Source organism: Microcoleus sp. CZ3-B2, assembly GCF_036705055.1.
Taxonomy (GTDB): Bacteria; Cyanobacteriota; Cyanobacteriia; order Cyanobacteriales; family Microcoleaceae; genus Microcoleus.
In genome coordinates this window covers 63,880-77,311 of record NZ_JAUBTN010000009.1, presented here as the reverse complement: position 1 = coordinate 77,311, position 13,432 = coordinate 63,880, and the positions used below count along the sequence as shown (strand labels likewise).

The window sequence follows — 13,432 nt, the reverse complement described above, 5'->3', positions numbered from 1 at the left end:
AGCATTCAGCGGTTATCAGTCATCAGTCATCAGTCATTAGTCATCAGTCATTAGTCATTAGCCCTCAGCCAATTCGCAGCTACAGACAACTGACAACTGCTTTCTTGACAACTGCCCGCTGCCCACTGCTTTCTTGACAACTGACAACTGACAACTGACAACTGACAACTGACAACTGACAACTGACAACTGACAACTGACAACTGACAACTAAGAGGGCGGGCACGCACCATCCACCGCCCCTACCAACTGACAACTGACAACTGACAACTGACAATTTAGATATATGTCTGACCTTCCTTTCACTTTAGACCAGTTACGTATTCTCAAGGCGATCGCCTCCGAAGGAAGCTTCAAACGCGCCGCCGACAGCCTCTACGTATCCCAGCCCGCAGTTAGCTTGCAGGTGCAAAACCTAGAGAGACAGTTGGACGTGCCACTGTTTGACAGGGGGGGGCGCAGGGCTCAACTCACCGAAGCCGGACACCTGCTGCTGAGTTACGGCGAGAAAATTTTATCGCTTTGTCAAGAAACTTGTCGAGCTCTCGAAGACTTGCAAAATCTCCAAGGCGGTACTTTGATAGTCGGCGCTTCTCAAACAACCGGGACGTATTTGCTACCTAGGATGATCGGGATGTTCCGGCAAAAGTACCCGGATGTAGCGGTACAGCTTCACGTTCACTCTACCCGCCGCACCGCGTGGAGTGTGGCCAACGGGCAAATCGATTTAGCAATTGTAGGCGGAGAAATTCCTACCGAACTTGTAGAAGCTTTAGAAATTGTTCCTTACGCAGAGGACGAACTGGCTCTGATTCTGCCTCCGTCTCACCCGATGGTACAACAAGAAAGTATCCAAAAAGAAGACCTTTATAAATTGCAGTTTATTTCCCTAGACTCCCAGTCTACTATCCGCAAAGTCATCGATCAGGTACTGACTCGCTGCGGCATTGACACGCGCCGCCTGAAAATCGAGATGGAGCTAAATTCGATCGAAGCTATTAAAAATGCGGTTCAGTCGGGTCTAGGCGCTGCTTTTGTGTCGGTTTCGGCGATCGAAAAAGAGTTGCTGATGGGCGTTTTGCACAAATCTAAAATGGACGAAGTGTTAGTAACGCGGATTTTGTCCCTGATTTGCAACCCCAACCGCTACCGTTCTAAAGCAGCAGAGGCTTTCAGCAATGAAATTCTGCCCCTGTTTACTACTTATTCCACCATTTCAGAAAAAAAAGCAGCTCCGGCGATCGATTTGCCTCTGATAGAAATAGTAACTCCCAACTCGGCGGGAAATTAATTTGTGAGGTCGTTGGCAGTTAGTAGTTCGCGGTTAGTTTATAAATAAAAATCCGGTTTGAGAACCCTTGGAAAAATGAATAAATTGGGAATCGAGAATCGGAAATCGGAAATCGGTAATTGGCTTTTTTGATGCCAAAACCTAATACCAAAACTAGATAAAGAGGGTAAAACAAACTGGGATTAGTCTTAAAAAGTTTGACCGCCTAGAATTAGGAATTAAACCAATTACAATTCCCAATTACCAATTCCTAATTCCCCGCGCGGGCATCGGCCCGATGACCAATCCCTCCGCTTCGCTAGAGCCCGATGACCAATTCCCTAAGACCAATGAGCAAACCACAATGGAAGTTTACTGCACCCGCCCGGCCTGCCCGCGCCCTCAAAACAATTTTGCAGACCTCGATGATAGTTCCCTGCTGAAAACTGTGCAGCAAAAGTTTTGCACGACTTGCGGGATGCCCCTAATTTTGAGCGGCCGCTATTTGCCCGCGAGGTTGTTGGGTCAAGGCGGTTTTGGGGCGGCATTTTTGGCTAGAGACCGCTACACTCCGGCGATGCGGCAGTGCGTGGCTAAACTTTTGCAGCCGTCGGCAAATATGACTCCGGCACAGCTAAGAATCGCTCATACTCTGTTTGAACGGGAAGCGGCGGTGCTGGAAGAACTGGGAAACGAACATTCGCAAATTCCGAGTTTGCTGGCGTTTTTTGAGCTGACTGTTCCGAGTTTGCAAGGGGGGAACAACGATCAGTTTTTCTATTTGGTTCAAGAATTTATTGACGGTGAAAATTTGGAGGAAGAACTTGCTGCTAAGGGTAAGTTTTCGGAGGCCCAAACGCTGGAGGTGCTGGGAGAAATTTTGAAGGTTCTCGATTTTGTGCATTCTCGCGGTTCGATTCACCGAGATATTAAACCTGCTAATATTATGCGGGCTAAAAATGGTCGGCTTTATTTATTAGATTTTGGGGCTGTCAAACAGGTGACGCAAACTGCGGGCAGTTCTAAGGCTTCTACTGGTATTTATTCTTTGGGTTACGCTCCGCCAGAACAGATGAGCGGGCAAGAAGTTTATCCGGCAACGGATTTTTATGCTTTGGCTGTGACTTGCATTACTTTGTTGACCGATTTGCAGCCGACGGAGTTGTTTGATAGTTATCAAAATCAGTGGAATTGGCGTTCTAGGGTGCAGGTAAGCCCGCGTTTGGCTGAAGTTCTCGATCGAATGTTGTTGCCGGCTCCGAGTCAGCGCTATCAATCTGCTGCGGAGGTGCAAGCGGCTCTGAAATACAATTCTCAACAGCCTACGGTGGTCGTGCAGCCGCCTGCTGTGCAGACTCCGCCCCCCCTACCTCCTGTGCAGCTACCACCTCCTCTGCCGCCTCCTCTGCCTGTTGCTGTGACTCCTCCGGGAAGTCTGCAACCTCGGCCGAGAGGGGCTTTTTCGATTTGGGAGGTTTTGCGTGGGGCTGCGTTTACGGGTTTTGAGGGGGCGTTGCTGGCGATCGCCCTGACGAGTTGGCTGCCATCTCCGGGCTTGAGTATCGGGTTGCTGGGTGCGATCGTGGGGGGGCTGATTTACGCTCAGTACCGCAGGGCGATCGAACAAACTGAGATGCTGATTATTGGTGCTGGTACTCTGGCTGTGCTGTGGTTTTTCCCGGCTTTGCAGAAGGCCGCAAGTATGATTTATCCCGGTTCTCCGATGGTTGGCGTGTTGTTTGTGGGATGTTTGGGGGCTTTGGGGGCGATCGCTGCAACAGCCGTATTTCGCTTGATTTATAAGTTGCTTTCTAATGTTTTTTAATCGGAATTGTATTATATAAAGTTCTGTTATGGAGTAAGATTAAACGAACCGCGAAGACGCGAAGAGCGCGAAGAAAGAACAGCATCTTCTTCTTTCCCCCCTTGGGGGGGCAGGGGGTACTTCCTTCGAGTCCTTTGCGCCTTCGCGGTTTAATTATTCCGATACAACCGGATATAAATCGATGGAAAATCAGAAGTCGATTAACCCGAATTGGGCGATCGCTTGGGGCCCGGTCGCCCGATCGCACGCTGCAACTTGGGAAACCCCCGGTTTTGCCATAATCGGCGCTGAACCCACCTTCAGCCCGAATCAGCGATTTGTGCTGGTGGGTGACTGTTCCTTCGATCGCACTTTGCTGCTCAAACCACAGATTGATAGCGATGGATTGACGGATTTGGCGATCGTCGGGCAGTTATGGGAAACATCCGGCCCTCAAACTCTTAGCTTGCTAGAGGGACAATTTGCCCTGGCTGTATGGGATCGAGAGGAGAAAACCTTGTGTTTGGGGCGCGATCGCGTGGGAGCAAAAACGCTCTATTACACGCGCACGGGAACAACTCGCTGGATCGCACCTCGACTGCGATCGCTCAATCGCTATCACGATCGAACACTCGATTTGGTTGCTTTGCGGGACTATTTGTGTTGTGCCTTTGTACCTGGATCGCAAACGCTGTGGGAAGCTGTGCGAGAGTTGCGCCCTGGTAGCTACCTGTATTTACCCGATGTTAAAGCGCAGAGATATTGGGAACCGCAGGAGCAAATTGCTAACGCCGATCGCCCTTTGGAATGGCACAGTCAACAAGTGCGATCGCTCTTGGAACAACTGGTGCAAGAAGGGCTACCAGCCGGGGAACCTGTCGCAGCATACCTTTCTGGTGGCATTGATTCCAGTTGCGTGACTGCGATCGCCGCGAGGTTTCACGATCGCCCCGTGCACACTTTTTCGATGCACTTTGGCGCAAAATATCCGAACGAGATTGAATTTGCCAACATCGTCGCAGCACATTGCGGCACCGAGCACCATATTTTAGAAGTTTCGCCAAAGCAGATTTGGGAGTTGTTACCGGAAACGCTGGCTGCTATGGATGATCCGGTGGGGGAAGGTTTGACGGTGCCTAATTTGCTGTTGGGGCGATCGGCAAAACAATTCGCAGACGTGGTATTAAATGGCGAAGGTGGCGATCCGTGTTTTGGCGGGCCGAAAAATAAGCCGATGTTGCTGAATAGTTTGTATGCTTCGATTCAGGGTAAACCAGATCCGATCGCAGCTTACTTGACTTCGTTTCAGAAATGCTATGTGGATTTACCGCGCTTGCTGAAGCCGGAGGTTTGGAATCAGGTAAAAGATGCGCCTTCGGTGTTTGCTGAGGAATTGCAACAGACAGAAACGACTTTTTTGAATCGGTTGATGCGCCTGAATATTGAGTATAAAGGAGCCGATTACATTTTAACTAAAGTGAATAATCTGACGGCTGCTGCGGGGCTAAAAGCTCGATCGCCCTTATTCGATCAGCGGATGGTGGCGCTGAGTTTGCAAATTCCGCCAGAATACAAGCTTTCGGGCGCCCAGGAAAAAGCTGTGCTCAAGGCTGCTGTTGCCGATTTACTGCCAGATATCATTGTCAACCGTCCGAAAAGCGGCATGGTAATGTCAATGCAGCAGTGGTTTTTGAGGGATTGGCAACGACAAGCGCGATCGTTGTTGCTAAATCGTCATGCGGCGATCGCACCTTATCTCGATCGGGCATTAATTGATGAATGGCTAAACTATCGGGGCGAAGTTTTTCCCCGCTACGGGCTCAAACTGTGGCTGTTGGTAACACTAGAAATTTGGTTACAGGTAAATCGCCGTTAGGGAGTGTTTTTAAATGACGGGCAAGTTACCCGAAATCAGGACACGGCAGTGCCGTTTCCCTACCATTAATCCGGCGATGGTTGCATTAAATAAATCAGGACACGGCAGTGCCGTTTCCCTACCATTAATCGGGCGATGGTTGCATTAAATCCCGGGCAATCAGATTATTTTGAGGTAGGGAAACGGCATTGCCGTCTCCTCTGTTGCTACGATTATTTTGGGGTAGGGAAACGGCATTGCCGTCTCCTCTGTTGTTTGGCGATCGGATTATTTTGGGGTAGGGAAACGGCATTGCCGTCTCCTCTGTTCCTCAACCGAAACTATCGGAAACAAACACATAACCGCCGCCATATCCCACAGAATTATCCGCTAATATTAAGCCCTCATTGCTCTGCGGATCTCCACTCTGAGCAAGTCCATAATTCACCACGCGCAACAACCGCTGCGGCGTAAAAGATTCTAATTCTACGAAATTGCCGGCCTCTAGCCATGCTAGTTCTTCTGCTGTTAAACCTTGCCTCACAGCATCCGGTAATTGACGAGTGCTTTGTGCCATTGTTTGAGATTGTTGTACAAACATATCGCGGGTTTCCAAGATTTGACGGGGAGAAATGCCTAAATCAAAAATTGTGACGGCTTGATTTGCAAACCAGTTTGGACTGGTTCGTAATTTATGCACTAAACTAACTCCAGCAGGGTTCGCATCGTGCAGCGCATATACTTTCAAATCGGCATTACGTCGCAGCATTTCGATTACTGTGTCGGAGATGCTTTGGGGATAGCCGCTGATGCTGAGAATGGCGCAGTTGTTCTCAAAATGGACGTTGTTGGCAATCAGGAATTGGGCGGTTTCGTCGCTGTCGCAGATGATTGCGCGATCGAAACTGTAGGCGCTAATTTCGGGATCGATGCTGGCGGATAAAGCTTCTTGGCGAGGTGCAGGGAGCAGTTTTTCTAGTGTACCATTCACCTTTTGCCAGTCTCGCAGCCATTGATCGCTCTGGGCTTGATTGACTAGAAATATTTCACCAGTTATCTGTTGAGGATTTTTTTGGACGGTGCCCAGCCAGTAGGAAAATAGCCCTAGTACAGTCGATGCGATGTATCCTGGGACATAGTTCAGTATCAAGCTTCCTGCAATCCCTGTTACTAAAATAATTGCCCCTAAAACTTGTAGGTTTTTAGCATTATCTCTTCTACCTCGCATACCTTGGCCACTGGAGTTGCTATTTGCAAAAAATATGCTTATCCAAACAAAGTTGTAAACAATCAATGGGATGAGTGATGTTAGTTCAAAAGCAATAAAATCAATGTAATTTGGGAATAAAGAGCTAATAAATATGGTCGCAAACATTCCTACAAACGGGGTAAAAAGGCTAAGATACAAGTATTTAAAAATCCATCCCCAGCGTTTACCTGAACTGCGAGGTGTAATCCGTTTATTGATAAGATATAAGAACTGTCTGGGCGTGAAAAATAACATATTCTGGCTGGAAATATCTGCGATCGCATTCTTGAAAAAGGTATCGGTGAATCCAAACTTTTTATGCGTGATAGTAGTGGGATCAAACACAAAGAGATGGTTGCACTTCTTACATCTACCTGAGTACCTGGTACGATCGCGTAAATTGTTGTCGGTATTACACTGGACGCATTTCATTCCCATTTCGGTTACTCCTGATTAATTTGATAGATTTATGGATCAATAGGGTTCACTTAACACTATTTATGCCCCGGAGATCCCCCTAAATCCCCCTTAAGAAGGGGGACTTTGAGAGCTTTCTTATTCCCCCCTTTTTAAGGGGGGTTAGGGGGGATCTCTCTTAAGTGAACCGTATTGGTTTAAAAGATTTGCCCGTTTAACAAGATGGAATAGTCTTCTCGCTGTCGAATTAATCGATCGCCCTTAGCATCAATTAACACTTCAGCAGGGCGAGGGCGGTGCAGAAAATGCGACGACATCGCATAACCGTAGGCGCCGCTATCCAAAATGGCGATCGCATCTCCAATGTGCAGTTTCGGTAGCCAACAATTGCGCCCTAAATAATCCCGCGAATAAGTTGTGTTGCCGCAAATATCCGTTTCATGTCGCGATACATCCCCAGTTTCCCAAGTTGCGATCGCCCGATAGCCTCCGTGCACCGCAGGTACTGATAGATTTGATACAGTGGTATCGACTCCGACTATTTGCCTATCGCCCAACCACTTCACAGACACAACTTTTGCTAGCAAAATACCGCAACCTGCGATCGCGGATCTTCCCGGTTCAATTACTAACTCGATCGGGCGAGATAGCGCACTCAATCGTTGAGTAATCGCTGCCCCAAACTCCCCCCAGTCAAACACCGCACCGCCTCGATAGGGATAGCCAAAACCACCCCCAAAATCGAGAATTCGCCAATCGGGTAACTGTTGGGCGATCGCAATTAGGCGATCGATTACTTGCGTAAAAGCACCAGTGGCATTAGTTCCAGTCCCCCGATAAAAATGCAGTCCAGTGATGCTAAAACCATGCTGCTGCGCGATTTCGTTGGCTTTTTCAAATTCAGCGGGATTGAGTCCGATGCGGCTGTCTCCCGTCAATTCGGGTAAGTTGAGCCGCAGTCCAATTTCGGGATCGATTAATCGCGGTTGACTGCGCGAATATTCGCAAAAATCCTGGAGTTGCGACAGGCTATCGAAGTTGAATCGATCGATCTTCCATTCAATCAGTTGCTGAATATCCGCCCGGTTGAGGTTACTGCCAGTGTAGACAATGCGATCGCCCGTAAAACCCGCTTTCAGTCCTAAAAAAACATCACCGGGCGTATTCGCGTGCAGCCCCCAACCAGTTGGCTGAATCAGTTGCAACAAAGCAATATTGCCGTTGGTGACGGTGGCAAAATGAAACTGAACGTGCGGATAGTCGATCGATCGCGTAATGTGTTCTAGGGTTTGACGCAGGCGATCGGCTTGATACACATATAAGGGCGAACCATAGGTTGATAAAAGTCGCTGGGCCATTGCTTCGGAGAATGGTGGCGAATGTATTTTCGTTTCATTATTTAGCAAAGATTTAATCATAAGGAAGAAGTTCGGCAACGGATTTTGTAGCGGATGTAACGGATGTAACGGAGGTTATATCAAGTCCGATGGATCTGTTCTGATATAATTCCATATCTTGTAGGGGCGGGTTCACCAGTATTCTCAAATTCAAAGCCAACAAATTTATAAACCCGCCCCGACCATATCAACTGTCAACTGTCAACTGTCAACTGTTAACTGTCTTCGATATTTCCAAATGCGTTGTCCGATCGCCGGTGGCAACCAAAAAACATGATCCAGCGATCGCTTAACTGGAATTTCGCCTAAAACTTCGGTTCGCCATGCTTGCCACATCAGCAGCAACCACAGATTGTTGCCAATGTATCGATCGCGCATGGCAACTCCGAGTTTTCCCGATAACATCGAGTCGGCTAAATGCGGTTGCCAGGATTTTTGCGATCGCAGTACATTCGGATTCAGCCGAGATCCGATCGCACTCCAAAACTCCCGGTAATACCACACCTTCAACGGCACACCCATCCCGCGTTTTTCCCGCCAGACAATTTCCGGTGGCAGCCAACGTTCGGAGGCTTTTTTGAGGATGTATTTTTCGCACGCACCTTGCAGCAGCAGCTCGCCAGGGAGTTGAAACGTCCACTCCGTGAGGTCGGGGTCGCAGAAGGGCGATCGCACCCACAAACCGCAAGCAAAGCCCAATGCGGTGGCCCTCGGCTGGATATTTTGGGCGCCTTTGAGCATCAGCGAAGCCCGCCGCAGTTTGGCTAGCAGGGAGGGACAGGTGTCGGTACCGATCGCATCTTGCAGGTAAATGCTTAAATCGTGGGATTGAGTGCGATCGAGCCTCTTTGATAAAAAACTGGGCGTAAAAATCTGTTTTTCATAACCATAAAATCGCTGAAACGTCCGCAAATACTGCTGTTCAAAGGTTTCTTTGCCGGCTGGATGTTCTGCGCTGTAAACTCCGTTAGCAATCAAGGGTTTGTTTGTCCATCCGGCAAATAGCTGATCGCCGTTTTCGCCATTGAATACAACTCGCACCTCTTGCGCCGCCGCCTGTTTGAGCAAAAACAGCGGGGCTGTTGTGCCGTCTCCGTAGGGTGAATCTAGGGCTTTGGCGGTTGGCCCGATCGCGCCCAAGATTGTATCGCCCGTCGCCGCCACTCGGATTAGCGGAATCCCGAAAAAGTCGGCAACCTGTTGCGCGTAGGGCAATTCGGAATAGGCTTCGACACCAAAATCGAGGGCATAGGCGCGGACTTTCAAGCCTGCTTTGACTAGCAGCGCTGTCACTAGGGAAGAATCAATCCCGCCTGATAGCAAAACGCCGACTGGTTCGTCGATCGGCAAATCAGCCACCTGTCGATCGATCGCCTGTTGTAACAGCGTTTGCAATTGTGCGATCGCCTCATCTTCACTCCGCAGTAATTGCGGCGCTTCTTGCCAAGCTGATTTGAGCGATCTCACTTTCGGCTGAGACTGAACATCGGCGATTTCCCAAAGGATTTCGGTTCCGGCTGCTACAGATGCAATTTGCTCGATCGCAGTTAACGGCGTTGGTACATAGGAAAAACAAGCATAACTGTGTAGGGCGATCGGACTCACTTCAGGAGAATCAATCAGCGGTAGCAGCAATTGCATTTGAGTCGAAAACCAAATCGTTTTTGCCAACTGAATCCAGTAAAGCGGCACGCGCCCAAACGGATCGCGCCCCAGCCGTAGCTGTCCCGTTTCCACTCCAGCCCAAACATCTCCCGGAAAATCCGTCGGTTGAAATCGCCCGCAAGCATTCAGCGTCACTGTGTCAGCCGCGAGGATTGATGCAGAGGCGATCGCCCACTCGGATAATTTGCCCGATCGGATAAAGTAATTAGGCACTAAACGGCTAAGGGTTTTTGTGAGATCAGTTTGTCCCCAGTAGCCGATGAAATGTGCAGGTTTGCCGATCGCACCCATATCTATTTCACCACGAAAGGTTCACTGCCGATCGCGCGCCCATCCAGAGACATCCGAACCTCCCAGTTTCCCGGCGCGGAAGCAGATCCGAGGTCATAAAAACAGTAAGTATTCCAAACTGATGTATCGATCGTGCGAGTCTGATACTTGTTCTGATGAACAATTTGACCACTCGGATTAGTCCAGTCGCATTGCAGAGACAACCGATTGCCGATCGGAGCATTTTTCAACGTCACCTGGTAGTAGATGCGGGGATTGATTTGACGATTGACTTGACTGAGGCTATCACCACCCTTTTTCGATAGCGAAATCCTGTCTTCTGTTGACGCAACTCCAGCATTTTGCTGCTGTCGATTTTGCCCGAATAGAATGCCGATCGCGATCGCCGAAATCACAACCGCAGTCGAGGCGATCGCAATCCAACGATTCCGTCGCTGCTGTTTTTCCAAGGCCTCGCGGCGGTGCATTTGGGCGATCGCATCTTCCAGAAGTTCATCAGGCAAATTCAACTCCCGTAAAATTTCTCTTACGCGATCGGTTCCCAATTCTAACTCACGCTGGTTTGATAACCTATCGATTTCAGCGACAACCTGTGCTAACTGATCTTGAGTAAGTCGAGTTTCCATAGAGTTTTCCAGTAAAAATCAGATATATAAATCACCCCTCTCTTCTCTTCCTCTGCGCCCTCTGCGCCCTCTGCGGTTAAATTATCCATATTATTCAATAAATAATTCTCAAAGTCAATTCATAAAAATCATAACCTTAACATCATAAAAATCATATTTAGATCAAATCCAAGCTAGCAAATTCCTCCACCTTCGGAAAATACAACTTTCCTAAATCCAGTTTTTCCTGTTGGCGATTCAACCAAATTGCCTTTAACCCATAATTTTTAGCACCACAATAATCAGCCTTAAAACTATCGCCAATATGCAACACATCTTCAGCAATACAGTTGTGCTTTTGTAAAGCTGCCGTGAAAATCTTATAATCTGGTTTAGCAGCACCTACTTCGGTAGAAATTGTCACCGATGTGAAATATTCTGCTAAATTTAATGCTTTTAAGACTGCATAAATTCGCGAATCAAAATTCGATACTACTGCTAATTCAATTCCTTGTTGCTGCCACCTATTTAAGGCGGGGAATACATCGGGATAGACGAACCAAGGCTCGGCGGTGGCAAAATGAGCGTAGAGTTCGGCAAAGAAATTTGGAAAGTCTGAGAATTGATGGAAAACGCCTGCTATTTGAAATGCTTTCGCGGAAACTGTCAGCCACCATTCAAATTCTAGCTGGGGAATTTTTGCTGCTTCTATCCCAGGAAATGCCATCGGACTGGCTGTGGCAAAACTTTGGGAAAATGCTGCATTTAACTCTTCGCTTTTAACTGCAACTCCAAATTTTTTGGCTAGTTCTGCGTAGACTTCGCCGACGTTGCCGCGAACGTCAAATAATGTACCTGCGGCATCTAAAAATATAATTTTTGTCATTAGTTATTGGTTATTTGTTAGTTGTTAATTGTTATTTGTCATAGAGTTTCCGGTTGCATCGGAATTATTAGAAATTAGGAGACGGCAGTGCCGTTTCCCTACAATTAATCAAGGTAGGGACTAAGGCCAAGCCGTCTCCTCTATATCATAAGTTAATTGTTAGTCATAGAGTTTCCGGTTGCATCGGAATTATTAGAAATTAGGAGACGGCTTGGCCGTTTCCCTACAATTAATCTGGCGTAGGGAAACGGCACTGCCGTCTCCTCTATATCATAAATCAACAGTTAACAGTTAACAGTTAACAGTTAACTATTACTTTTTCAACAAGTCCTGAATTGGTTTGCTAATCCAGTTGAATCCAACTTTTATTTGGTGGTCAAATGTGGGCATCCGATAGAGATAGGCTAGGCGGCGAGCAATGTGTGCTAGTTGTCCGTCGAGTTTGATTCCTAAACCTGTGAGGGTGGCGTTGTCTATTCCTAATGTCATCATTTCTCCTAGCGGCTGGTAGCGGAAAGGTAGTAATGGACGATCGCTCAGGGATGCCCAAATGTTCCAGGCGGTGTAGTCGGCTTGCTGGAATGCTGTTTGAGCGGTGGAGGGGACTTTTTGACCGGTTGCATCGTGACATTCTGCTATGTCTCCCAAGGCAAATATGTCGGGATGGTCGATAATTTGCATCTGCGGATTCACTATTAGTTGACCGCGACGGTTTTGTTTGAGGGGTAGCGATCGCACTGCTTGACTAACTTTAGTTCCTACTGTCCACAATACTATGTCTACGGGGAGAACGTCTAATTGTCCTTTGTAGACTAAGGATATGGTGTCGGATTCGACCGCCTCTACTGATGTTTCTAAGTCGATCCACACTTTGCGCTTTTCTAGTGCTTTGTTGGCGGCTTCGCGGTTGAACTCTGGCGATGTCTGCAGAATTGTGTTGCTTTGTTCGACTAACCGGATGCGGCCTTTGTCTCCGAGTCGATCGGCCAATTTACAAGCTAATTCTACTCCCGAATAACCGGCACCGACGATCGCCACCCGAATTTTGTCGGTATTGCTGGATTCGAGAAACCGCAGTCTTTCTTCCAAGCTGTAGGCGTCCTTGAGGGTGCGGAACGAATAAGCGTATTCAACGGCTCCTCTTACCATATCGAGAGGGGTTTCGCCGCCTAAAGCTAAAACGAGGCGATCGCACGGAATTTCTGGCCCGTCGCGTAACTGCACTCGCTTCTGGTCTAAGTCGATGCCTGAGACGGTGCCTTGACAAAAGCGCACGCCTGTGTTTTCCAATAGTTCGGCAAACGGCGGGGCGATTTCCCAGGTTTGGAGTTCGCCAGTGAGGAGTTCGTACAGCAGGGGAACGAACAGGAAGCGATCGCGCCGATCGACTAGGACTATTTCGGGTTTTTCGGCTTTGGAGAAGGGTAACTGACTCAAGCGCAGGGCTGTGTAGAGTCCGCCGAAGCCTCCGCCGAGAATGCAAATCCGGGGTTGTTGTTGAGTCATGGTTTTTGTTTGAGGGCGATCGATAGCAAGGCAACTTCTCTTATTCTAACGAGAGTGGGGAATTGGGGAAGTGGCAGCGGGGGGAGATAGTCTAATGGTGTAATGGGGAGAGAGCATCTGTAAAGTTTGCCACCAAGTATTTTTTGTTACACTGCGAGCTTAAGAGTTCGCCAGATCAAAAGTAAAACACAGATGATCCCAATGGAGATCGGGGGAGAGGGGGAGATGGGGAGAATAGTCCGATGGGGAAAGAGAAAGATAGTCTCAAGGGGAGAATCGGAAAAATATTTCCCGAACATCCATGGGTTAAATCCCTTAAATCCGTTATCAAATCCCTTGGCGAACGACCTTCTGCGTTCTACATAATATCTTTGATTAGCTTTACCTATTAACCAGAATAAAATTTTTTGAATGTTAGTCCAAGTAATTTTGTACTATATTAGTTGATAGCGGATTATTGTCCCAATTAAATTCATTTTTTATACAG

General features: G+C 48.0%; 10 protein-coding genes. 3 read left to right on the top strand and 7 right to left on the bottom strand.

Annotated elements, in window-relative coordinates; translation table 11 throughout:
• The first annotated feature begins 286 nt into the window (after positions 1–286).
• From QUA97_RS06005 to QUA97_RS05995, 3 genes are all read left to right on the top strand, one after another.
• Positions 287–1,291, top strand: a complete 1,005-nt coding sequence (locus QUA97_RS06005) for a LysR family transcriptional regulator (RefSeq protein ID WP_194067348.1) — start codon at positions 287–289, stop codon at positions 1,289–1,291.
• 343 nt (positions 1,292–1,634) lie between these two features.
• Positions 1,635–3,095 (top strand): serine/threonine-protein kinase, encoded by a 1,461-nt coding sequence (locus QUA97_RS06000; RefSeq protein WP_333193887.1) that lies wholly within the window; start codon positions 1,635–1,637, stop codon positions 3,093–3,095.
• A 181-nt stretch (positions 3,096–3,276) separates the two neighbouring features.
• Entirely contained in the window at positions 3,277–4,950 is a 1,674-nt protein-coding gene (locus tag QUA97_RS05995; protein WP_333193885.1) for an asparagine synthetase B family protein, read from the top strand.
• A gap of 124 nt (positions 4,951–5,074) precedes the next feature.
• On the opposite strand, the gene QUA97_RS05990 is transcribed toward QUA97_RS05995, so the two are convergent.
• The 7 genes from QUA97_RS05990 to QUA97_RS05960 all read right to left on the bottom strand — a co-directional run bounded on the left by QUA97_RS05990 (position 5,075) and on the right by QUA97_RS05960 (position 12,945).
• The gene (locus tag QUA97_RS05990; RefSeq protein ID WP_194067351.1) at positions 5,075–5,242 is read right to left on the bottom strand and encodes a hypothetical protein; all 168 of its coding nucleotides are present in this window, start codon (positions 5,240–5,242) and stop codon (positions 5,075–5,077) included.
• An 18-nt stretch (positions 5,243–5,260) separates the two neighbouring features.
• A complete protein-coding gene (locus QUA97_RS05985) occupies positions 5,261–6,157 on the bottom strand; it encodes a hypothetical protein (protein ID WP_333193882.1) in 897 nt (298 codons plus the stop codon).
• A 635-nt stretch (positions 6,158–6,792) separates the two neighbouring features.
• Positions 6,793–8,013, bottom strand: a complete 1,221-nt coding sequence (locus tag QUA97_RS05980) for a diaminopimelate decarboxylase family protein (protein WP_333193880.1) — start codon at positions 8,011–8,013, stop codon at positions 6,793–6,795.
• A 180-nt stretch (positions 8,014–8,193) separates the two neighbouring features.
• Entirely contained in the window at positions 8,194–9,948 is a 1,755-nt protein-coding gene (locus QUA97_RS05975) for an asparagine synthetase B family protein (protein WP_194067354.1), read from the bottom strand.
• A gap of 2 nt (positions 9,949–9,950) precedes the next feature.
• Positions 9,951–10,574 carry a DUF3859 domain-containing protein gene (locus tag QUA97_RS05970; RefSeq protein WP_333193879.1) on the bottom strand — a complete coding sequence of 208 codons (624 nt, stop codon included), beginning with the start codon at positions 10,572–10,574 and terminating at the stop codon, positions 9,951–9,953.
• A gap of 157 nt (positions 10,575–10,731) precedes the next feature.
• The gene (locus tag QUA97_RS05965) at positions 10,732–11,439 is read right to left on the bottom strand and encodes an HAD-IA family hydrolase (RefSeq protein WP_333193877.1); all 708 of its coding nucleotides are present in this window, start codon (positions 11,437–11,439) and stop codon (positions 10,732–10,734) included.
• Positions 11,440–11,751: 312 nt separating this feature from the next.
• A complete protein-coding gene (locus QUA97_RS05960; RefSeq protein ID WP_194067357.1) occupies positions 11,752–12,945 on the bottom strand; it encodes an NAD(P)/FAD-dependent oxidoreductase in 1,194 nt (397 codons plus the stop codon).
• Between the last annotated feature and the right edge of the window lie 487 nt (positions 12,946–13,432).

Excerpts from the sequence above, each read along its gene's own strand:
- QUA97_RS05970 (WP_333193879.1), bottom strand. The coding sequence starts at position 10,574 with ATGGAAACTCGACTTACTCAAGATCAGTTAGCACAGGTTGTCGCTGAA.
- QUA97_RS05985 (WP_333193882.1), bottom strand. The coding sequence starts at position 6,157 with ATGCGAGGTAGAAGAGATAATGCTAAAAACCTACAAGTTTTAGGGGCA.
- QUA97_RS06005 (WP_194067348.1), top strand. The coding sequence starts at position 287 with ATGTCTGACCTTCCTTTCACTTTAGACCAGTTACGTATTCTCAAGGCG.
- QUA97_RS06000 (WP_333193887.1), top strand. The coding sequence starts at position 1,635 with ATGGAAGTTTACTGCACCCGCCCGGCCTGCCCGCGCCCTCAAAACAAT.
- QUA97_RS05990 (WP_194067351.1), bottom strand. The coding sequence starts at position 5,242 with ATGCCGTTTCCCTACCCCAAAATAATCCGATCGCCAAACAACAGAGGA.
- QUA97_RS05975 (WP_194067354.1), bottom strand. The coding sequence starts at position 9,948 with ATGGGTGCGATCGGCAAACCTGCACATTTCATCGGCTACTGGGGACAA.
- QUA97_RS05960 (WP_194067357.1), bottom strand. The coding sequence starts at position 12,945 with ATGACTCAACAACAACCCCGGATTTGCATTCTCGGCGGAGGCTTCGGC.
- QUA97_RS05980 (WP_333193880.1), bottom strand. The coding sequence starts at position 8,013 with ATGATTAAATCTTTGCTAAATAATGAAACGAAAATACATTCGCCACCA.
- QUA97_RS05995 (WP_333193885.1), top strand. The coding sequence starts at position 3,277 with ATGGAAAATCAGAAGTCGATTAACCCGAATTGGGCGATCGCTTGGGGC.
- QUA97_RS05965 (WP_333193877.1), bottom strand. The coding sequence starts at position 11,439 with ATGACAAAAATTATATTTTTAGATGCCGCAGGTACATTATTTGACGTT.